General features: G+C 67.7%; 17 protein-coding genes and 1 pseudogene. 16 read left to right on the top strand and 2 right to left on the bottom strand.

Annotated features, from left to right (window positions below; translation table 11 throughout):
- The first annotated feature begins 54 nt into the window (after positions 1-54).
- The 11 genes and pseudogenes from RGU41_RS00925 to RGU41_RS00875 all read left to right on the top strand — a co-directional run bounded on the left by RGU41_RS00925 (position 55) and on the right by RGU41_RS00875 (position 13,311).
- Entirely contained in the window at positions 55-2,094 is a 2,040-nt protein-coding gene (locus tag RGU41_RS00925; RefSeq protein WP_416172954.1) for a beta-galactosidase, read from the top strand.
- A 241-nt stretch (positions 2,095-2,335) separates the two neighbouring features.
- Positions 2,336-3,112 carry a TetR/AcrR family transcriptional regulator gene (locus tag RGU41_RS00920; RefSeq protein ID WP_322135238.1) on the top strand — a complete coding sequence of 259 codons (777 nt, stop codon included), beginning with the start codon at positions 2,336-2,338 and terminating at the stop codon, positions 3,110-3,112.
- Positions 3,102-3,875 carry a hypothetical protein gene (locus tag RGU41_RS00915; protein ID WP_322135237.1) on the top strand — a complete coding sequence of 258 codons (774 nt, stop codon included), beginning with the start codon at positions 3,102-3,104 and terminating at the stop codon, positions 3,873-3,875. The genes RGU41_RS00920 and RGU41_RS00915 overlap by 11 nt, the downstream gene beginning before the upstream one ends.
- A 6-nt stretch (positions 3,876-3,881) precedes the next feature.
- Positions 3,882-5,177 (top strand): aminotransferase class III-fold pyridoxal phosphate-dependent enzyme, encoded by a 1,296-nt coding sequence (locus tag RGU41_RS00910; protein WP_322135236.1) that lies wholly within the window; start codon positions 3,882-3,884, stop codon positions 5,175-5,177.
- On the top strand, positions 5,168-6,358 hold the full coding sequence (locus RGU41_RS00905) for an MFS transporter (RefSeq protein ID WP_166787377.1): 1,191 nt from the start codon (positions 5,168-5,170) through the stop codon (positions 6,356-6,358). Before RGU41_RS00910 ends, RGU41_RS00905 begins: the two co-directional genes overlap by 10 nt.
- 125 nt (positions 6,359-6,483) lie before the next feature.
- Positions 6,484-7,182: an IclR family transcriptional regulator gene (locus RGU41_RS00900; protein ID WP_322135235.1), complete on the top strand. Its 699-nt coding sequence runs from the start codon at positions 6,484-6,486 to the stop codon at positions 7,180-7,182.
- Positions 7,183-7,223: 41 nt separating this feature from the next.
- Positions 7,224-8,894, top strand: a pseudogene (hutU, locus tag RGU41_RS00895) (urocanate hydratase).
- Positions 8,891-10,108, top strand: coding sequence for an allantoate amidohydrolase (locus tag RGU41_RS00890; protein ID WP_322135234.1), 1,218 nt, complete (start codon positions 8,891-8,893; stop codon positions 10,106-10,108). The pseudogene hutU and the gene RGU41_RS00890 overlap by 4 nt, the downstream one beginning before the upstream one ends.
- Entirely contained in the window at positions 10,105-11,517 is a 1,413-nt protein-coding gene (locus RGU41_RS00885) for a formimidoylglutamate deiminase (protein WP_322135233.1), read from the top strand. The genes RGU41_RS00890 and RGU41_RS00885 overlap by 4 nt, the downstream gene beginning before the upstream one ends.
- Positions 11,514-12,707: an imidazolonepropionase gene (hutI, locus tag RGU41_RS00880; protein WP_322135232.1), complete on the top strand. Its 1,194-nt coding sequence runs from the start codon at positions 11,514-11,516 to the stop codon at positions 12,705-12,707. Before RGU41_RS00885 ends, hutI begins: the two co-directional genes overlap by 4 nt.
- Complete coding sequence (locus RGU41_RS00875) at positions 12,685-13,311, top strand: HutD family protein (RefSeq protein WP_134559173.1); 627 nt, start codon at positions 12,685-12,687, stop codon at positions 13,309-13,311. Before hutI ends, RGU41_RS00875 begins: the two co-directional genes overlap by 23 nt.
- A gap of 14 nt (positions 13,312-13,325) precedes the next feature.
- Here RGU41_RS00875 and RGU41_RS00870 read toward each other — a convergent pair whose 3' ends face one another.
- Together RGU41_RS00870 and RGU41_RS00865 are read right to left on the bottom strand one after the other, a co-directional pair.
- Positions 13,326-14,987 carry an HNH endonuclease signature motif containing protein gene (locus RGU41_RS00870; protein ID WP_322135231.1) on the bottom strand — a complete coding sequence of 554 codons (1,662 nt, stop codon included), beginning with the start codon at positions 14,985-14,987 and terminating at the stop codon, positions 13,326-13,328.
- Positions 14,988-15,166: 179 nt separating this feature from the next.
- On the bottom strand, positions 15,167-15,994 hold the full coding sequence (locus tag RGU41_RS00865) for a DeoR/GlpR family DNA-binding transcription regulator (RefSeq protein ID WP_322135230.1): 828 nt from the start codon (positions 15,992-15,994) through the stop codon (positions 15,167-15,169).
- A 181-nt stretch (positions 15,995-16,175) separates the two neighbouring features.
- On the opposite strand from RGU41_RS00865, the gene RGU41_RS00860 reads away from it, so the two are divergent.
- From RGU41_RS00860 to RGU41_RS00840, 5 genes are all read left to right on the top strand, one after another.
- Positions 16,176-17,081 carry a class II fructose-bisphosphate aldolase gene (locus tag RGU41_RS00860; protein WP_322135229.1) on the top strand — a complete coding sequence of 302 codons (906 nt, stop codon included), beginning with the start codon at positions 16,176-16,178 and terminating at the stop codon, positions 17,079-17,081.
- Between the two features lie 79 nt (positions 17,082-17,160).
- Entirely contained in the window at positions 17,161-18,495 is a 1,335-nt protein-coding gene (locus tag RGU41_RS00855; protein ID WP_322135228.1) for a D-tagatose-bisphosphate aldolase, class II, non-catalytic subunit, read from the top strand.
- On the top strand, positions 18,488-19,690 hold the full coding sequence (locus RGU41_RS00850; protein WP_198413447.1) for an SIS domain-containing protein: 1,203 nt from the start codon (positions 18,488-18,490) through the stop codon (positions 19,688-19,690). The genes RGU41_RS00855 and RGU41_RS00850 overlap by 8 nt, the downstream gene beginning before the upstream one ends.
- 5 nt (positions 19,691-19,695) lie before the next feature.
- On the top strand, positions 19,696-20,661 hold the full coding sequence (locus tag RGU41_RS00845) for an N-acetylglucosamine kinase (RefSeq protein WP_134561567.1): 966 nt from the start codon (positions 19,696-19,698) through the stop codon (positions 20,659-20,661).
- A 143-nt stretch (positions 20,662-20,804) separates the two neighbouring features.
- Positions 20,805-21,761: a DMT family transporter gene (locus tag RGU41_RS00840; protein ID WP_322135227.1), complete on the top strand. Its 957-nt coding sequence runs from the start codon at positions 20,805-20,807 to the stop codon at positions 21,759-21,761.
- Positions 21,762-21,797 lie beyond the last annotated feature (36 nt).

The raw sequence follows: 21,797 nt of genomic DNA, 5'->3' as shown, positions 1-21,797 counted from the left end.
GCCGCATCCTGTGATAGAACTGGGAGCGCACACAGTCGAAGGAGCCACAAACCCATGCCATTCGAGTCTCTCTCCCGAGTAGTCGCGGTTCAGCAGGACCGCTGGATGCCCGGCACAACCAGCCTGCGCTACGGCGGCGACTACAACCCGGAACAGTGGCCGCGTGAGGTCTGGCTCGAGGACATTGCGCTGATGAAACAGGCCGGCATCAACCTCGTGAGCCTCGGCATCTTCTCGTGGGTCCTGCTTGAACCCCGTGAAGGCGAATACGATTTCGCCTGGCTCGATGACCTGTTCGAGCTGCTTCACGCTGCCGGGATCGACATCGACCTGGCCACCCCGACCGCGGCTCCCCCAGCCTGGTTCTGGAAGAAATACCCGGCCGCTCACCCGGTCACCCGGGACGGTGTGCACCTGGCCGGCGGCTCACGTGGGGTCGTCAGTCCCAGTTCGCCCGAATACCGCCGCGCCGCCGCCAACATCACCGAGCAGCTCGCCCGTCGGTACGCGGGGCATCCCGCATTGGTGTTGTGGCACGTGCACAACGAATACGGGGCCCCGATCAGCGAGTCATACGACGACTACTCCGTCGCGGCCTTTCGGCTCTGGCTGCAGAAGCGCTACGGCACCCTCCGCGCACTCAACGATGCCTGGGGCACCACATTCTGGGGACAGCGCTACGGGGAATGGGACGAAATCAATGCGCCCCGACTGTCCGCCTCCGTGACGAACCAGGCCCAACGCCTCGACTTCAAACGATTCTCCTCCGACGCCCTGCTGGCGTGTTTCATCAACGAACGCGACACCATCCGCCGGTTCACCCCGGACATCCCGGTGACCACCAACTTCATGGCCACCAACTGCCTCTCAGCCAACTACTGGACGTGGAGCCGCGAGGTCGACATCGTCTCCAACGACCACTATCTCGTCGCCGAACGCGCCGATAACCACATCCTCCTGGCCATGGACGCCGATCTCACCCGTTCGCTCGCCGGAGGTGCACCGTGGATCCTGATGGAACATTCCACGGGAGCCGTCAACTGGCAACCGCGCAACATCGCCAAGACGGCCGGGGAACTCGCCCGGAATTCGCTCTCCCACCTCGCCCGTGGCGCCGACGGGATCCTCTTCTTCCAGTTCAGGGCCTCCCGATACGGCGCTGAGAAGTTTCACTCCGCCATGCTGCCCCACGCCGGTACCGAGACCCGGGCCTGGCGCGACGTGGTCGCACTCGGTGCCACCCTTGCCCGGCTCGAGCCCGTCCGCGCGAGCCGCGTGCAGGCCCGGGTGGCCATCCTCTGGGACGTGGAATCGTTCTGGGCGCAGGACCTCGAGTGGCGCCCGAGCGTCGAGCTCGACCACCGCGAGCGCATCGAGGCGTTCTACTCCGCCCTGTGGAACCAGGGCGTCACCGTCGATTTCGCACACCCGGCCGCAGATCTGCGCGGGTACGACGTGGTGCTGGCCCCGAGCCTGTACCTGTTGGGTCGCGCTGCTGCCGACAATCTCACCGAATACGTGCGCGGCGGCGGCACACTCGTCGTGTCCTATTTCTCAGGGATCGTCGACGAACAGGATGCCGTCTATCCGGGGGCTGCTCCCGGCGCGCTGCGCGACGTGCTCGGCCTCGCCATCCACGAATTCCGTCCCCTGCACGAAAACGAATCGGTTGGCCTGAGCAACGGAAGATCGGGATCCGGCTGGACCGACGACATCCACGTGTCGACAGCAGAGGTGCACTCCCGCTACCTCGATGGGCCCGCCGCCGCGGGACCTGCGATCACCCGGAATTCCCTCGGTGCGGGCACCGCCTGGTACGTGTCAACGCGCCTGATCGGCCATGATCTCGATTCCCTTCTCGGTGAGATACTGACCTCCGTCGGCGTCGGGATCGGGTCGGAGCCCGGAATCGAGGTGGTGACCCGCACAAGTGCTCAGGGTGACTTCACCTTCGTCATCAATCACACAGATGCCGACGCGACCCACCCGGCATCCGGGGCCGAGCTCATCACCGGCGAGACGATCTCGGGCACGGTCACAGTGCCTGCGGGGCTGGCCCGCGTCGTGCACAGCGCCCCAACCGAAACGGCCTGATCTGCCGGAGGCCCGTGGCGAGCATGTTTCATCAGATTACCGGCGTGTAAAACGTCCTGTCCCGGCATTGTGCCTGTCCCGGCCGGCGTGCAAATCTTGCCTAGTTGGTCAACTGTCCAACTTTGCAACCGGGAGCACACGTGCCTTTGTCTCCACCCACAGATCCACCATCGCCGAAGAAGCCCGGTCATCTCGCCGTCGTCACGGACGTCGCAGCACGCCGCACGTCGGGAGCCCGCGGATGAGGCGCATCCCGCCCGCACAGCGTCGGGACGAACTCATCGCGGCGGCCACGCGCGTCATCGCCCGCGATGGGCTGACGGCCGCAACGACCCGCGCCATCGTCGCCGAAGCCGGGATGCCGCTCGGCGCCTTCCACTACATCTTCGACTCCCGTGACGATCTGCTCACGGCCGTGATCGACACCAACACAGAGGAACAGAAGTTCCTCGTGTTCACGAGCGTGGGAACCGACCAGGACCGCAGCGTCAAGGCCGTGCTCCGGGCCGGCCTCGACGCCTACATCGACTGGCTCGTGGCCAACCCGCACCGTGAACTCGCCCTCGCGGAACTTGCCCTGTACGCCTCCCGCACCGGGACCGCCGAAGCGGCACGCACCCAATACGACGTCTACTACCGGTCGGCGAAGGAGTCGTTGCGCCGCGTCACCGAGCTCACCGGGCAGTCCTGGACTGTACCCGTCGAGCAACTCGCGCGTTACCTCGTCGCGATCGTCGACGGGATGACGTCGACCTGGCTCGCGGACCGCGACACCGAGGCCGCCAGGTCCCTCGCGGGCTTCGTCGCTGCGTCGCTCGCGGGACACGCATCCGCGCCCGACAAGGCAGCCACCGAACCGAGTGATGACGAGAGCGACGACATCCGGATGCGCATCCACCTCGATATCGATCTCGATCTCGATCTCGACTGTGACGACAACGACTCCCTCAACAACACCGGCCACAACACCGGCAACAACACCGGCAACAACACCGAACAGGACCCCCGTGCTCACTGACACCGACCCCCACGTGCGCGCCCAGGTCAACCTGCACGCGGTACTCGGCGCGCTGCCACGGCTCGCCGAACTCGCTCCCGATGCCCAGGCGCTCCTCGCCGAACTGAAACGCCCGGTGGCGGTGAGCTTCCGCGGACCGGCCGGACTCAGCCTCGACCTCAGCTTCGCGAAGGACGGGATCACGCCGGGACGCACACCGGGCGCCGCCCGCGCCCTGCTGGTCTTCCGATCGGCCGCGCACCTCAACGCCGTCGTCGACGGAACGGCCGGCCCGATTCCCGCCGCCGGACCGGCCGGACTGCGCTTCCTGCTCACCGTGTTCACGCCGCTCAGCAACCTCCTCGGCTCCTACCTGCAGCCGACCCCCGACCGCCTCGCCGACGCGGGCTTCACCGAGATCACCGCCCTGCTCACCCTGCACGTCGCCGCGACGGCGATCACGATCATCGGCAACGAAGACCGCAGCGGACAGTTCAGCGTCGCGCAGATGCCCGACGGTGACGTGGACATCGAAGTCGGGGAGGGACTCCGCTACCGGCTGGCAGTCCGTGGCGGCAGCATCCGCCTCGATGCCGACCCCACCGGCTCTCCCCGTGCGGCGCTCACCTTCGCGGACCTCGATGTCGCCGGCGGGGTGCTCAGCGGGCGATACAGCGCCCTCGCCTGCATCTGCGACGGTCGGATGGCGATGCGCGGGATGATCCCGCTCGTCGACAACACCAGCAGGATCCTCGACCGCGTCAGCTCCTACCTCGGAAAGTAGCCCGCCATGACCGACACCCTCTCCCCCGTCACGCCCATGAATCCCATCAAGCCGTTCGAATACCCGCTCAGCCGTGCCGCCTTCGCGCGGGCCACGAAGGTGATCCCGTCGGGGATCTACGGCCACCAGGGCCCCTCGGAGGGCTGCTACATCCCACAGGCCTCCTTCCCGCTCTTCTCCTCCCGCGCGGAGGGAAGCCGGTTCTGGGACGTCGACGGCAACGAATACATCGACTACATGTGCGGCTACGGCCCCAACGTGCTCGGGTACGGCGACGCCGAGGTCCACGCGGCCGCCCGCAGGCAGGCCGAACTCGAGGACGTCGTCTCGATCCCGTCGACGATCATGGTCGACCTCGCCGAACTCCTCGTCGAGACGGTCGCGAGCGCAGACTGGGCCTTCTTCGCCAAGAACGGCGGCGACGCAACGACCCTCGCGATCATGACGGCACGCGCAGCGACCCTCCGCAAGAAGATCATCTTCGTGAAGGGCTACTACCACGGGGTGGCACCCTGGTCGCAGAAGCTCGACTACCCCGGGGTCCTCGAAGAGGATGTCGCCAACAACCTGACCATTCCGTTCAACGATATCGAGGCCTTGCGCCAGACTCTCGAACAGCATGCCGGCCAGATCGCCGGGCTGATCGCCCAGCCGTACATGCACGGGAACTTCGTGGACAACGCGCTCCCGGCCGAGGGGTACTGGCAGGCCGTTCGCCGGCTCTGCGACGAGCATGGCGTCGTCCTCATCGTCGACGACGTCCGGGCCGGCTTCCGGCTCGACCTGGCCGGTTCCGACCATTACTACGGCTTCAGTGCCGACCTGATCTGCTTCTGCAAGGCCCTCGCCAACGGTTACAACGTGTCCGCGCTCTGCGGCCGCGACTTCCTTAAGGACGCCGTCAGCAGCATCACATACACGGGCAGCTATTGGATGAGCGCCGTGCCGTTCGCCGCCGCGATCGCCACGATCACCAAGCTGCACCGCATCGACGCGCCCACCCAGTTCGCCCGGCTCGGCACCCGGTTGACCACGGGTCTCGTCGCGGCGGCACACGGCGAGGACTTCACCCTTGTATCCTCGGGGGAACCAGCCCTGTTCTACCTGCGTCTCGCCGACGACGACTCACTCATGCTTCACCAGGAATGGGTCGCCGAATGCGTGCAGCGCGGGGTATTCATCACCTCGCACCACAACCACTTCATCAACGCCGCCCTCACCGAAACGGACGTGGACATGACGATCGATATAGCCAGGCAGGCCTTCTCCATCGTCCGGAAGCGGCATCCGCTGTGGAGCTGAGCCCGCACCTCCCCGTCCCACGGGCGGAGCTGGTCTCGGTCGGGTCGACCTATGCCGTGCAGGGACTCGGGTACGCAGTGATCGCGACCTCCCTGCCCACCATCCAGGCACGCCAGTCCCTCGACGCGACCATGGTGGCCCTCCTTCTCCTCGGGGTCTCGCTCGCCGCGGCGGGCGGATCGGTCCTCGCCGACGCGATCGCCATCCGCCGCAACAGCAAGGCCGCGCTGCTCAGCGGGCTCGCCGCCCAGGCCGTCGGGTTCTTCATGATGGCGACCGCACAGCCGGCCCCGATCTACATCGGTGCCGTACTGCTCTACGGCGTCGGGCTGGGCGCGGTGGATGCTTCGAGCGCGATGCAGGGCGTCCTCGTGCAGAGGGGCAGGCCCCGCCCCCTCCTGGGGCGGTTCTTCGCCGCCTACACGCTCGCCGCGATCGTGGGGGCATTCCTGATGGTCGCGCTCGTGGAGACCCCGGCCGGCGCCGGGGCGGTCCTCGCGATCGTCGGAGTGGTCGACGTGCTCGTCATCGTCGCCGGCTGGCGGCTCCTCGACACGGGTCATGCGGCCCGCAAGCCCGGGCACGCCCGCGACGCCACCCGCATTCCGCGCTGGCCCGTCTTCGTGATCGGGGCGCTCATCCTCGCCGCGTTCGTCGCCGATTCCGCCGTGAGCACCTGGAGCAGCATCTACCTCAGCGGCACGCTCCATACGGCGGCCTGGGCTGCGCCGCTCGGTTACGCCGCATACCAGATCGTCGTGCTCATCTCACGGCTCGGCGTGGACTACCTCGTCCGCCGTACCGCCCGCACGGTGATCGCAACGTCGGCCATCGTCTTCGGCGGCATCGGATTCGTGGTGATCGCCCTGGTTCCGACCGAAGCAGGCGCGATCATCGGCTTCGCCCTCACCGGCGTGATCGCGGGGGCGCTCGTCCCGCTGTCCTTCGGGGCCGCCGGCGACGTCCTCCCGTCCCGCAGCGACGAGATCATCGCGAGGGTGAACCTCTTCAATTACGCCGGCGCCATCCTCGGCACCGTCATCGTCGGGGTGGTCGCCGACCAGACCGGTTTCGGCATCGCCTTCCTGATCCCCCTCGTGATCCTGGTCCTGGTCCTGCCCGCAACCCGGGCCCTGCGCAAGCCGAAAGCCATCCCCCTCGAGGCACCCCAGCCCGGCTGAGCACGGCAACAGTTGCCCGTGCGGAACTGCCGGGCCTTGTCCGGAGCGTAAAAAATGAAATCATGTTGTCACTAGATGGAAATTCTCCGGTCGCAGTTGATCGGATTCTCTCGAAAGGCGGCGGCATGAGCCTGGACGCTCCGGAATCCACGGGCACCCGGACCGTTGAACGCGCACTCGGCCTCCTCGCCTACGTGTGCGAACACGGCGCCGTGTCCCTGACCGAAGCCGCGCGCGGCAGCGACCTGTCGATCTCGACCGCCCTCCGGCTCCTGCGGACCCTCGAAACCACGGGGTTCGTCTCGCGGGACGACAGCGGCGACTACCGGCCGGGGAGCATCACCATCCGGCTCGGCGCCCAGGCGCTCTCCCGGGAGACCATCGTCTCCGTCGCGGAGCCGAAGCTGCACGAGATCGTCGAGCTCACGAGCGAAAACGCCTACCTCGGACTGCCGTCGACGTCGGACACCATGCTGTACGCGGCCGGCGTGCACGGGACACATCCGGTCCAGCTCGCCAACTGGGTCGGCCGGGTCATTCCCCGCTCGACGACGGCTGCCGGACGGGCATTCGCCGGCGCTGTCGGTCCCCGGGGTTTCACCGTCGTCCGAAGCGGAGCAGACCATGACTCGACTGCGATCGCCGTGCCCGTTCACTCGGTCGGCAAGATCGTCGCAACCGTGTCGGTCGTCATCCCGAACTACCGCGTCACCGATCCCGGACTGGATCGCATCGGCGCCTTTCTCATCCGGGTCGCCGGCGAGATCTCCGAACGGCTGGGTTCCGACCCGCTGCCGCAGAATCAGACAAAACCAACCGACTAACCAACCGGCGCCGGCCGGCATCAACCAGAAGGAAGAAAATCGTGGCCCAGAAGCATCTCCCCCGTCCGGTTCGCGCTGCTCAGTGGCACCACCCTGACGGCTAAAAGCTGGCATGACCGAAGCCCCGCTGCGGATGTTGATGAACAACCTCGACCCCGAAGTCGCCGAGCGTCCCGACGATCTCGTCGTCTACGGCGGCACCGGGAAGGCCGTCCGCAGCTGGGAGGCGTTCGACGCGATCGTGCGCACCCTCCGTGAGCTCGAGGACGACGAGACCCTGCTCGTGCAGTCCGGCAAGCCGGTCGGGGTCTTCCGCACCCACACCTGGGCGCCACGGGTGCTGATCGCCAATTCCAACCTCGTCGGGGACTGGGCGACGTGGCCCGAGTTCCGCAAGCTCGAGCAGGCCGGGCCTGGCCATGTACGGCCAGATGACCGCCGGCAGCTGGATCTACATCGGCAGCCAAGGCATCCTGCAGGGCACATTCGAGACTTTTGCCGCGATCGCGGACAAACGATTCGGCGGCACTCTCGCCGGAACGCTCACCCTCACCGGCGGGGCAGGTGGCATGGGCGGGGCCCAGCCCCTCGCCGTGACGATGAACGGCGGCGCGGTGCTGATCGTGGACGTCGACCCCGCCAGACTGCAGCGCCGCGTCGACCACGGCTACCTCGACGAGATGACGGACGACCTCGATGACGCCGTCACCCGGGTCCTCGCCGCGAAGGCGGAGCGCCGGGCGCTCTCCGTCGGACTCGTCGGCAACGCGGCATCCGTCTTCACCGAACTGCTCGAACGCGGAGTCGCGATCGACATCGTCACCGACCAGACCAGTGCGCACGACCCGCTCAGTTACCTGCCGGAGGGCATCAGCGTCGCCGACTGGCACACCCGCGCCGCCGCGGACCCCGAGGACTTCACGATCCGGGCGCGGGCATCGATGGCCAGGCACGTCACCGCGATGGTCGGGTTTCGCGACGCCGGGGCCGAGGTGTTCGACTATGGCAACTCGATCCGTGCCGAGGCGGTCCTGGGCGGATGCGAGCGCGCATTCGAGATTCCGGGTTTTGTTCCCGCCTACATCCGGCCGCTGTTCGCCGAGGGCAAGGGACCGTTCCGCTGGGCCGCCCTCTCCGGGGACCCGGCCGACATCGCCGCGACCGACCGGGCGATCCTCGAACTGTTCCCGAACGATGCGAAACTCGCGCGCTGGATCCACGGCGCCCAGGAGAAGGTGCAGTTCGAAGGCCTCCCCGCCAGGATCTGCTGGCTCGGCTACAAGGAACGGCACCTCGCCGGGCTGCGGTTCAACGAGATGGTCGCCTCCGGCGAGATCAGTGCCCCGATCGTGATCGGACGCGACCACCTCGACGCCGGCTCCGTCGCTTCTCCGTACCGCGAGACCGAGGCGATGAAGGACGGCTCGGACGCGATCGCCGACTGGCCGCTGCTCAATGCCCTGCTCAATACGGCGTCCGGCGCGACCTGGGTGTCGATCCACCAGGGCGGCGGTGTCGGCATGGGCCGGTCGATCCACGCCGGCCAGGTCACCGTCGCCGACGGAACGGATCTCGCCGCCCAGAAGATTGAACGGGTACTGATCAACGACCCCGGCACCGGCGTGATGCGTCACGTCGACGCCGGTTACGAGCGGGCGGCCGCCGTTGCCCGTGAGCGCGGGCTGCGTGTGCCGATGTGGGAGGCCGAATGACGGCGCCGGCAACGGCGCACGGCCTGCTCTCCGGCCTCGACGAGATCGCGGACATCGGCAGGGATGCCCGGCGCGGCGGTTACTCCAGGCACCTGTGGCAGCCGGCCGACCTGGAACTGCGCGACTGGTTCACCGGACGCGCCGTCCGGCTCGGGCTCGACGTGGAGATCGACCGGAACGGAAACACCTGGGCGTGGTGGGGGCCGCGCGGCGACGACGCGATCGTCGTGGGCAGCCACCTCGACTCCGTTCCCGGCGGCGGTGCGTACGACGGCCCCCTCGGCGTGGTCAGTGCCCTCGAGGCGATATACCGACTGCAGGCGAGCGGGTTCCGGCCCGCACGCCCCTGCGCCGTTCTGGTCTTCGCCGAGGAGGAGGGCTCCCGGTTCGGTATCGCCTGCCTCGGCTCCCGGCTGATGACCGGCGCACTCGATGCCGGTCGGGCCCGCGCTCTCGTCGACGCGGACGGAATCTCGCTCGAAGCAGCGGCATCCGCTGCCGGCATCGACCCGGCCGGCCTCGGCGAGGACCGGGCCGCCCTCGCACGCATCGGCTTGTTCCTCGAACTGCACGTGGAGCAGGGCCGCGGGTTGATCGATCTGGACAGCCCGGTCGCGGTCGCCTCCTCGATCCTCGCCCACGGGCGCTGGCGCATCACCTTCACCGGAGAGGGCAACCACGCCGGTGCCACGCGCATGACCGACCGTCGGGACCCGATGCTCGCAGCCGCCCGCTCGATGCTCGCGGTTCGGGATGCCGCCGTCGCGAGCACCGGCTCCCGGGCCACGATCGGCCGGATCGAGGCCGTGCCCGGTGGCACCAACGTGATCTCCTCGCAGGTCACTGTCTGGCTCGACGCCCGTGCCGCCGAGGATGCCGCAGCACAGGGCCTCGTCACGGAGATCACCGCGCGGGTCTACGAAGCCGCCGCGGCAGAGGGATGCACCGCGTTCGTTGCCGAGGAATCCTGGAGCGGCGCCGTCGCTTTCGATGAGGCGCTGCGCGACCGGCTCGTTCACTCCCTGCACGGCGTCCCCACTCTCCCGACGGGCGCCGGCCACGATGCCCGAGTGCTGTCGAGTCGCCTGCCCACGGCGATGATCTTCGTGCGAAACCCGACCGGCATCTCCCATTCGCCAGAGGAGTTCGCTACGCTCGACGACTGCCTCGCCGGCGTCGCGGCGCTCGAGCAGGTTCTCCGGGAGCTGCTGTGAAACCGGGAATCACCGTGACGTTCTGGTGCGCACGCGCCCTGATCGACGGCGCGCCCGTTGACGCGGTCCGGGTGCACGCGGCCCCGGACGGGACGATCGCCCGGCTGGAGCGGGGCGTTCCGGCGCGCGCCGGCGACACGGTCCTCGGTACCGTGGTCCCCGGGATGGGCGACGCGCATTCGCACGCCTTCCACCGCGCCCTGCGCGGACGCACGCAGGCCGACGGCGGCGATTTCTGGCGCTGGCGGGAGAGAATGTACGCCGCGGCATCCGCTCTGGACCCCGACCTGTACTACGAACTCGCCTCGGCGGTGTTCGCCGAGATGCTCGTCAGCGGCTGGACGGCCGTCGGCGAATTCCACTATATGCACCACCGGCAGGACGGGCGGCCGTACCCGGATGCCCACGCCATGGAGCTCGCGGTCGCGGCCGCCGCACGAGACACCGGGATCCGCCTGACCCTGCTCGACACCTGCTACCTGCGCGGGGGCGCGGATCGTCCGCTCGCCGACCTGCAGCGGCGGTTCGGCGACGGCTCGGCGGAGGCCTGGCTGCAACGCTGGTCGAGCCTGCGGGACACCCTCGATACCAGCGCTCGCACTCTGGCTGGTCCAGGCCCTGCCGTCACGCTCGGTGCCGCCGTGCACTCGGTGCGGGCTGTGCCCCGGTCGGCGATGGCGACGATCCTCGCCGGGTTGCCGGCAACGGTTCCACTACACATCCACCTCTCCGAACAGCCCCAGGAGAACGCGGAGTGCCTCGCCGAATACGGCCTCACCCCGACGAGCCTGCTGCACGAACTCGGCGCTCTGACTCCCCGGCTGAGCGTCGTCCACGCGACCCACCTGACCGACGACGACGTCGAACTCCTCGGCGCCGCCGGCGTGACGGCCGTGTTCTGCCCGACCACAGAGGCCGACCTGGGCGACGGGATCGGGCCCGCTCGACGCCTGGCGGATGCCGGCGCCCGGCTTGCCCTCGGATCCGACCAGAACGCGGTTGTCGACCCCTTTCTCGAGGCCCGCGGCCTCGAGGCCGGCGAACGTCTCGCCTCCGGTCGGCGCGGCCGATTCTCACCACCGGAACTGACCGAGACACTCACCCGCGGCGGCTACGCGTCGCTCGGGCTCGGAACCGGCGGGCTGCAGGTCGGTGCGTGGCTGGACCTCGTCGAACTCGACACCGCCTCGGTCCGCACCGTCGGCGCGGGTCCCGACCAGCTCCCGCTTGTCGCTACCGCGAGCGATGTGCGCCGCGTCATCGTCGGCGGACGTATCATCGCGAGCGACGGGCTTCTCGTGTCGCCCGCTGCCGACCCCGCAGTCCTGCTCGGTGCCGCCCTGCACCGGCTCGACGACACCATCGACCGCATGAACCCGGTCCGCCTGATCCCGAAGGAACGCGCATGACCTCCGAACTGATCACCGATATCGGCGAGCTGAGCACGTTCGCCGGCCACGAGGACCGTCGCGCGAACGCCGCGCTCGTCATCGACAACGGCAGGATCGCCTGGATCGGCGACGCCGAGCATCCGCCCGTCGCCGACGTGCGCACGAGTGTCGGCGGGCGGGCCGTGCTGCCGGGGTGGGTCGACTCACATTCCCACCTCGTCTTCGCCGGCGACCGCTCCGCTGAATTCGAGGCGCGCATGGCCGGGACGAAATATGCCGCCGGCGGCATCAGCACCACCGTGAACGCGACCAGGGCCGCAACGGATGCCAAACTCGAGTCCAATCTCCGAGCCTTGCGCGACGAGGCGCGGGCTCAGGGCACCACCTTCCTCGAGACCAAGACCGGCTACGGCCTCGACGTCGAAACGGAGCGCCGGTCCGCGGAGATCGCCTCTCGCGGGGCGGACGTGGTGACCTTCCTGGGCGCGCATCTGGTTCCGGAGGGCATCAGCGCCCGCGACTACCTCGACCTCGTGACCGGCCCGATGCTGGCCGCCGTCAGGCCGTGGGTCAGTTTCATGGACGTGTTCTGCGAGCGCGGGGCCTTCGACGTCGAACAATCCCGGGAGGTCCTGCTCGCCGGCCGGGCGGCGGGGCTCGGCCTGCGTGTGCACGGCAACCAGCTCGGGCACGGCGGGGGTGTCGCCCTGGCCGTCGAGCTCGGGGCGGCGAGCGTCGACCACTGCAACTACCTGACTCCCGCCGACTTCGATGCCCTCGCCGCGTCGGACACGGTGGCGACCGTACTGCCGGCCTGCGACCTGTCCACCCGGGAACCACTCGCGCCGGCCCGCGCGCTCCTCGACGCGGGCATCACCGTGGCGATCGCGACCAACTGCAATCCCGGCACCTCATACACGACCTCGATGCAGTTCTGCATCGCAACGGCCGTGCTGCAGATGCACCTGACCGTTGAGGAAGCCGTGCGCGCGGCCACTCGAGGCGGTGCCCGCGCCCTCGGGCGTGACTCGGGGGTGGATGCCGTCGGCTCGCTCCGGGTCGGCGGTCGCGCCGATCTGCAGGTACTTGACGCGCCCTCCATCTCGCACATCGCCTATCGGCCGGGGGTGCCGCTGACCGCCGCCACCTGGCTGCTCGGACAGCGCGTGCCCACGGTGGTGACCCATGCCGCCCGAGCAGCGTTCTGACGCCGTCTCCCGCGCGAGCGCCCGGGTGCCGGTCGCCTGGCGTAATGGCGGAGGCTGGACGAGCACTGTGGCCGTAGCGCCCCCTGCGGCGACAATGGACGATTTCGACTGGAGGGTCAGCATCGCGACGATCGCCGGCGACTCGGCATTCTCCGAGTTCGCCGGCATCGACCGATACCTCGTCCCGCTGTCCGCGGCCGGGCTCGACCTGACCATCGACGGCACCTTGCAACACATCAGCCAGTACGAGGTCTGCGCTTTTCCCGGGGAGAGCCTCGTCTCATCGACAGGTTCGGCGGAGAGCTCCGACGACCTGAACCTGATGCTGCGCCGCACCGCCGCGACGGGTTCCCTCCGGGTCGAGCGTCTCACCGACCCGTTATCGGTGATGCCGGGACCCGACGAGAGCGTCCTGGTCGTCGTCCTCGAGGGCGAGGTCGAGATCGACGGCGCGCCAGGCACGGACTCCCTTGCCCTGGGCCTCCGCGACGCCATGCTGGTCGCGCCGGGACAGTCCCAGACGCTCCGCGGCGAAGCTATCGTGGCTTTCGGGTCCACGGCGGTCAGGAACATCCCGTCGGTGCCGGACATCACTGTCACCTGATTCAGCCGGGCCGGTCAGTCGCGGTTGGGTGGTCCGGTGAGGATCTGGTGGGCGCGGTGTCGGTTCGGTGGCCGCCAGAGTCGTTGCGGGTCGATGAGTCCGGGGGCCCGGACTTGTGGTGAGCCTTTCACCATCCGGATTTCCCACCCGGAGGTGTCGATGGTGTGGTGGTGGAACCAGCACAGTAGTACCCCGTTGTCGACGTTGGTCGGTCCGTCCTGCGCCCAGGGCTTCACGTGGTGTACTTCGGCCCAGTGCGCCGGGGCTTTGCAGCCGGGGATTATGCAGCCGCCGTCCCGGGCGGTAATCGCCCGGCGCTGCGCCCGGTTGAAATAGCGCCGCTCCGGACCCAGCTTGATGACTTCGTTGTTCGCCCCGAACAGGACCCCTTGGAAGCCGCCGTCACAGATGCGCTGGTGCACTGTCTTGAGCGATACCGGGGCCTCGACCCCGTCGATCCACCCCACCCCGACCCCGGAGGCGAGGTCTGCGGCGTTCACGTGCACCATCACGGTCGGGGCGGATCCGCCCATGCTGGGCGTGTCCTCGTCGCGGGCGGCGTGTTCGAACAACGCCCGGAGGATGTCGGCGCGTTTCTCCCCACTCGTGCGGGTGTCCGCGCGCCGCTCCCGGAGCTCTGCTTCGATCACGTCCAGCTCCGGGCCTGTGTCGGCGTCGGTACCCGCGGTCTCGGCGCCGGGGATCATCTGCCCGGAGTCCATCAGGGCCTGTTCCTCGGCGGTGGGGAACGCGGGCCGGGAATGGAAGCTCAGGAAGGCGTCGAACATCGTGTTCATGATCCCGAACAGTTCCGGCGTCACCCCACCCTTCACCGGATACAAGCCGTTCTTCAACTGGCCGAAGCCGATGTTGGATTTCGCCTCGAAAAGGTCCTCCTGGGGCAGTATCCCGTCGGGGTCCAGGGCCGCCTGCCACTGCGCGACCATGCCCCGGATCAAGTCCGTCGTCACCGGCACACCGGCCCCGGCCAAATCCTCGGTCTCCGGGGTGATCAGCCCCGCCGCCGTGGCGACCAGGGCCCGCTCCGCCGTGAGCAGGTCATCCGGCGCCACCCGGTGACTGATCACCTGCAACCCCGCCACGATCAACTCCGCCGTCTCCACCCCGATCTCCCCCGCCGCCAGGGCGGCCCCAACGGTCGGGAACAAGGGCGGCAACCAGCTGCTCCCGCCGCACGGCCGCGGCAACACCGCGTCGCCGAGCTTGACGCGCCGCTTCACCTCCCGGGCCGACACCCGCGTCACCCGGGTGAGGACATCCCACGGGCCCGTGCAGCCCATCCGCCAGGCCAGGCCCTCGCGGCCGAGGACCCGGGCCCTCCGGTCCACATCCGTCGCCGTGCTCACCCGGGCCGCATCCACCGTCCGACCGATCGCCTCCACGGTACTCAGCGCCGTGACAGCTTCTGTGTCGCTGAGCAGCCCGACCGGGATCGCCGCCAGGGCATCGGCGAGAACCGCCTGCGCCTCGGCGAGCCTTGCGACAGCATCCGCATGCACCGACGGCACCGAGCCGGCCAGACCCTCCGAGCCCTCGAAACCCTCGGCAACCGCGACCGAATAGGCCGACTCGACGACTGCGGTGGGCTGATCACCCGCGGCCACTGAATCGTGGGCCTGCGGGGTGTGTGACTGGGGATCGGAAGCTCCTGCCATGCCCCGATTCTACCCCGAATCGAATACGAATACGAGACTTACTCAGTTAATTAAATGGCTTACTTATTCAGAAATCAAATTTGATCACGACCACATCGCCGCGCGCGCAACGTCCTCCCGCCTGCGTGTCGGCCGCGGCCTCTGTGTCACGGCGAACATTCTGAGGACTATGCCGTGCCCTACCGACGCACAGCGCTGAGGTCGACGATGTGTACGGTTACCCCGGCGTCTGCGATCAACTGAAGCGCGGCGGGGTCCGCGTCGGAATCTGTGACGAAATCGTCGATCTCGCTCAGGTCGGCCATCTTCGCGAGGGTGACCTGTCCGACTTTCGAACCGTCGGCAACGACGATCACACGCTGGGCGTTGGCAACCATGGCGTGATTGGTGCGCGCTTCGGTTTCATCGTGGGTCGTCACACCCCCTGACACGCTGATGCCGTCGGTGCCCAGAATGGCAGTGCCCACGTTGATCGCTTTGAACGTGTTCTCGGACAGCGAGCCGACCGCCTCGAAGGAGCTCTGCCGAACGACGCCTCCCGTCATGATCACCTTGAGCTTCGGGCGTGCCGCGCACTCCAGCGCAATAGTGAGCGAATTCGTCACAATGGTCAGTCCTGACCGATTACTGAGCGCCCGGGCGACCTCGGCCGTCGTGGTCCCCCCACTCAGGGCTATCGCATACGGTCCAGCGGGGATCATTTCCACCGCACGACGCGCGATCAACTGCTTGGCCTCACGGAACTGGGTATTCCGGAGCCGAACGGGAATTTCGCTGCGGGCATCCAGGGCGCGGGCCCCGCCATGCGTCCGCACGAGCAGCCCCTGTTCGTCCAGGTCCGCCAGATCGCGCCGCAGGGTCGCCGCCGAAATACCGAGCGCCTCCGCGAGCGCGGACTGCGACATGCTCGTCTGTTCGTGAAGGAGCGACAGCACCAAGCGCATCCGCTCTGAGCGCTTGCCGGAGACCGCACGAGGGGTGGATGGATACGAGCCGTTCTGGATCATGAGACGCCTTACCGAAATTGAAACGCGCAGTATTTCTGTCCACTTTAGCAGCAAAATTGCGCGCTCCGCGCACTCTGGCGCAGTATCAAGCCATGGCCATCGTGATGGTGCAGTGCACGGATGGTGTCGAGCCGACATCGCCCGAATCGCACTCCATCACTGCCGGGAGGAGCTCGTCATCTTGCTCGCCACAACTCGCGATCTCATCGACCACTTCGGCGCAGGCAACCGTGCCGTTCTCGCCTTCAACGTGATCACCCTCGAGCACGCCGAAGCCATCGCGATCGGAGTGGAGCGCGCCAATACCGGCGCGATTCTCCAGGTGAGCGAGAACGCGATCCGGTTCCACAACGGCAGGATCTCGCCGATCATCGCGGCCTGCGCGAAGATCGCCGCCGAGTCCTCCGCGCCCATCTCCATTCATCTCGACCATTTCCAGGACCTTGCGCTCACCGAACACGCCATCGATCTGGCGAACGATCTCGGCGTGAGCTCGATCATGGTCGATGCCGCTCATCTCCCCCACGACCAGAACGTTCGCCAGACCCGCGAACTGGCTCGGCGCGCCCACGCCCGCGGCCTCTGGGTCGAGGCTGAGCTGGGCGAAATCGGCGGCAAAGACGGCGCACACTCTCCGCTCGCACGCACCCAGCCCGATGAGGCGCGTGACTTCGTCGCGCAGACCACCGTCGACGGGCTCGCCGTTGCGGTCGGCAGTTCACACGCGATGACGTCACAGGTTGCCGAGCTCGACCTCGCGCTCATCGCCCAACTCGCCGGAATCGTGCCCGTCCCCCTCGTCCTCCACGGATCCTCCGGCGTCAGCGACACGACGCTCGTCGCGGCCATCGCCGCCGGAATGCGCAAGATCAACGTCGGAACGGCACTGAACATCGCATTCACGGGCGGCGTCCGGCGGTTCCTGGCCACCAACCCGGATGTCACCGATCCGCGCACATACATTCGCGACGGCTGCGAGTCCATCTCCCGCACCGTCACGCACCTGTGCACCGTGCTCGACACGGCAGCGGCGCACAACCCCACCACCTCGGATTCAGCCCTCCTCACCGGGCTGGGTACCCGCTGACCCATCCACCCCCGAGACCCATCGATCGAACCACCCCGCCCCGAACAACGGGACGCCCGTGGGACTGCAAAGGAGCACAATGGTTAATCAACTCTGGAACACGGTACGTCGGCATAAGGCGGGTGAAACCGTCGGAATCTATTCAGTATGCTCGGCGCACCCGACCGTGCTCGAGGCTGCCATCCGCCAGGCGGATGCCGACGGAACCTACGTTCTCATCGAGGCCACATCCAACCAGGTCGACCAGTTCGGCGGGTACACCGGCATGCGTCCGGCCGACTTCCGCGATCTGGTCTACTCGATCGCCGACAGGGTCGGCTTCGCCAGGGACCGGCTTGTCCTCGGTGGCGACCACCTCGGTCCCAACCGATGGCAGAACCTCAGCGCTGACGAGGCCATGGCGAATGCCGACGCCCTCGTCACGGCATACGTCGAAGCCGGCTATACCAAGATCCACCTGGACTGCAGCATGTCCTGCGCCGGGGATCCCGTGCCGGCCGGCGACGACCTCGCGGCCGATCGCTCAGCACGGCTGTTGCGGGTTGCCGAGGATACAGCCACGCGCGCCGGCCTCCCGAGCGACATCCTGTACGTGATCGGCACAGAGGTCCCGGTACCGGGAGGCGCGCACGAGACCCTCGGCACCCTGACTGCGACATCCGCCGTGGCGGCCCGAGCGACCCTCGACCGACACCGCGCCGCGTTCGAGAAGGTCGGCCTCACCGACATCTGGCCACGCATCATCGCGCTCGTCGTGCAGCCCGCCGTGGAATTCGACCACCTGCAGGTCATCGACTACCACCGCGAAGGGACCGTGCAGCTGCGGACCGTCCTGAACGACGAGCCGGGGCTGGTGTTCGAGGCCCACTCCACCGACTACCAGGAGACGGGCCGGCTCGCCGAACTCGTCGAAGACCACTGGGCGATCCTCAAGGTCGGACCCGGACTGACGTTCGCGATGCGGGAAGCCCTCTTCGCCCTCGCGAAGATCGAAGACGAGCTCGTGCCGGTCGCGGATCGCTCCGCACTCGTCGAGGTCATCGAACGGCGGATGCTCGCCCGTCCGGACTATTGGGCGGGGTACTACGAGGGCACGGCCCAGCAGCAGCGCCTTGCCCGCCGGTTCAGCTACAGCGACCGGCTGCGTTACTACTGGCCGGACCCGGAGATCGAAGCCGCCGAGAACCGCCTCTACGACAACCTCTCCGCCCTGCAGATTCCGCTTCCCCTCATCAGCCAGTTCCTTCCCGAGCAATACGCCAGGGTACGGGCCGGGAGCCTTGCTCCCGAACCGCGCGCGCTCGTCGTGGACAAGATCCGCGACGCCCTGCGCCCATACGCCTTCGCCTGTTTCCCGACGGTCCGCGACCGTTCCACAACAACCACCACCATCCAGGGAGCACTCCTTGTCTAACCCCACCGCCACATCCACCCCGGCCGCATCGGCGACCATCGGCCACGCCGCAGGCCCCGGGTCTGAAGCCACCGTCCGCGAGATCGCCCAGCAACCGGATGTCTGGCGCGAGGCCTCGGCGAACATCGCCGCCCAGCGCACCGACATCGATGCCTTCCTCGCACCCCTCCTCTCCCAATCCGACTTGCGCATCGTTCTCACGGGAGCAGGGACATCCGCCTTCGTCGGCGACATCGCGGCACCGGCACTGTCGCGACTCCTCGGCCGCCGCGTTGACGCCGTGGCCACGACGGACATCGTCTCGAATCCCCGGGAGAGCTTCGCCGAAGACGTTCCCACCCTGCTCGTCTCCTTCGCCCGCTCGGGCAACAGCCCGGAGAGCAGCGCCGCAACGGTCCTCGCCGACCAGGTGCTCACCGACGTCAGCCACCTGATTCTGACCTGCAACGAAGACGGGAACCTCTTCACGGACCATCAGGGACGCGCACACTCGAAGGTCGTGCTGATGCCGCGTCGCTCCAACGACGAAGGCTTCGCAATGACGTCGAGCTTCACGTCGATGCTCCTGTCAAGTCTCCTGATCCTCGGCGGCGCGAACGACGACGCCGTTGCCGCCCTTTCCACGGCCGCAACGCAGATCATCGACTGCCGCCAGCCCGAGATCCGCGCACTGGCAGAGGCCGGCTACGAACGCATCGTCTACATCGGCAGCGGGCCACTGACCGGCCTCGCCCGCGAATCAGCCCTCAAGGTCCTCGAACTGACGGCCGGTGCGATTGTCACCTACTACGACTCGTCCCTCGGCTTCCGCCACGGCCCCAAGGCCGTCCTCGATGAGACCACGCTCGCCCTGGTCTACGTGTCTTCCGACCCCTATACCCGCGAGTATGACCTCGACATCATCGCCGAACTGCGCACAGCGCTCAGCCCCGAACGCGTCGTCGCGATCTCCTCCCTGCCACTGCCGGCAGCCGACGGCCATTCGTGGATCCTCTCGGACCTCGCGGGCCTGGATGACGCGTTCCTGGCCGTCGGCTACATCGTCATCGCGCAGCTTCTGGGGCTCTCGTTCTCCCTCACGCTCGGCGCCACCCCCGACAACCCGTTCCCGGGCGGAACCGTCAACCGCGTCGTCAAGGGCGTGCACATCCACCCGCTGTCCGCGTCCGCGGGCACCCTCACGAACGCGAGCTGAGAGCCATGTCATTCTTCCTCGGGGTTGACGGCGGCGGCTCAAAAACCGCCTTCGTCCTCCTCAACGACTCCGGACACATCGTCGCGGAAACACAGACACCGAGTTGCTATTACTTCAGCGAGGGCATCGAGCTCGTCGGCCGAATCCTCACCCAGGGCATCGACACGATCACCGCCCAGGCCGGAATCGAGACGAAGGACATCGACCAGGCCTTCTTCGGGCTCCCGGGATACGGCGAGGTCAGCTCTGATATCGAACGACTGAACGCCGTGCCCCGCGCGGTGCTCGGGCACGACCGCTACACGTGCGACAACGACATGGTGTGCGGCTGGGCCGGATCCCTCGGTGCCGTCGACGGGATCAACGTGATCAGCGGAACCGGCTCGATGACCTACGGAGAACGTGCAGGCCATGGCCACCGGGTCGGCGGCTGGAGCGAGCTCTTCGGCGACGAAGGCTCCGCATACTGGATCGCGATCCGCGGTCTCAACGCCTTCACCCGGATGAGCGACGGCCGACTCCCCCGCGGCCCCCTCTACGACGTCGTCAAGGCCCGTGCCGACGTGAACAGCGATCTCGACCTGATCGACGTCGTCGTGAATCAGTGGAAGGGACAGCGAGGGGCGATCGCCGACCTCTCCAAGACCGTCGTCGAAGCCGCCGCCCAGGGCGACCTCATCGCCGCGCAGATCCTCACGGATGCCTGCGCCGAGCTGGCCAGGATCGTCGACACGACGCGCACGGAGCTCGGTTTCGGCGACGACGACACGGTCCCCGTGTCCTATTCGGGAGGCATGTTCACGGCCGCCGCCGTCCGCAGCGGATTCGAAGAGGCGCTTTCGGCACTGCCGCCGAAATACGAGTTACGCACTCCGCTGTTCGGCCCCGCCGTCGGCGCAGCGCTCTACGCCGCGAAGAAGGCGGGCACCCCGCTGTCCGAAGCCGCGCTGGCGCAACTCCGGTCCCACTGACCTCACCCGCACCACGCACTACGCACTACGCACTACGCACTACGCACTACGCACTACGCACCACGCACCACGCACCACGCACCACCAAGCACGTCCCCCTGAGTAAGTCCAAGCAAGTAACAGATGTCAACGAGGAGATCATTGTGAAGAAAACGCAGAGTTGGATATTTTACGCAGCACTATTGGTGCTGTTCTGGGGAGTCTGGGGCGCATTCTCGTCCCTCCCCATCACCCTCTACGGGTACCCGGATGAAATGGTCTACGTGATCTGGGCCGTCGTGATGATCATCCCGGCAGTCTTCGCGCTGCGCGGCCAGAAGTTCGACCGCCGCCCGAAGGCCGCCATGTACGGTCTCCTCATCGGCCTGACCGGGGCCGGCGGCCAGCTGCTCCTGTTCAACGCCCTGTCGTCCGGTCCCGCATACCTGATCTTCCCGATCATCTCCATTTCGCCGGCCATCACCGTTCTCATGGCCGTGGCGTTCCTCCGGGAGCGCCTGCCCAAGGTCGCCGTCATCGGCTTGGTCGCGGCACTGGCCGCCATCGTTCTCTTCAGCGTCGCCGGAGGCTCAGGGGACGCCACATCCGGTCCTTGGCTGGTTATCGCCATCTTCGTCTGCATTGCGTGGGGCGTGCAGGCCTTCTTCATGCGGAAGGCGGCGACCATCGGAGTGAACGACGCGACGACCTTCGCCTGGATGGCCATCAGCGGCCTGATCCTCACTCCCTTTGCGATCATGGCGATGGGCGGCCTCCCGCTCAACGTCCCCTGGCAGGCGCCCGCATTGACCGCCGCCACCCAGCTCCTCAATGCGGTCGGCGCGTTGTTCCTCGTCATGGCCCTGAGCCGAGGCAAGGCATCCATCGTTGCGCCCACGACGAACGCCCTCGCCCCCGTTCTCACTATCGTGGTGTCGCTCGTCGTCTACCAGACGCTGCCGACCATTTTCGGAACGATCGCGATTGTCCTGGCGCTCGTCGGCTCGACCCTCATGGTCTACAGCGACGAACGACGTGGGGAGGCGCTGCCGCCCGCCCTGCTCGAGAACGAGGACAGCGCGCCGAAGAAAACCCACGAGCCCGCTGACACCGTGGGTTAACAGGCACAGTGGGTTAGCCGGCACAGTCGCTGCCAG

Origin of the sequence: Cryobacterium sp. 10C3, assembly GCF_034314285.1 — a bacterium.
In the GTDB taxonomy this organism is placed as follows: Bacteria; Actinomycetota; Actinomycetes; order Actinomycetales; family Microbacteriaceae; genus Cryobacterium; species Cryobacterium glucosi.
This window is presented reverse-complemented; position numbering and strand designations above follow the sequence as displayed.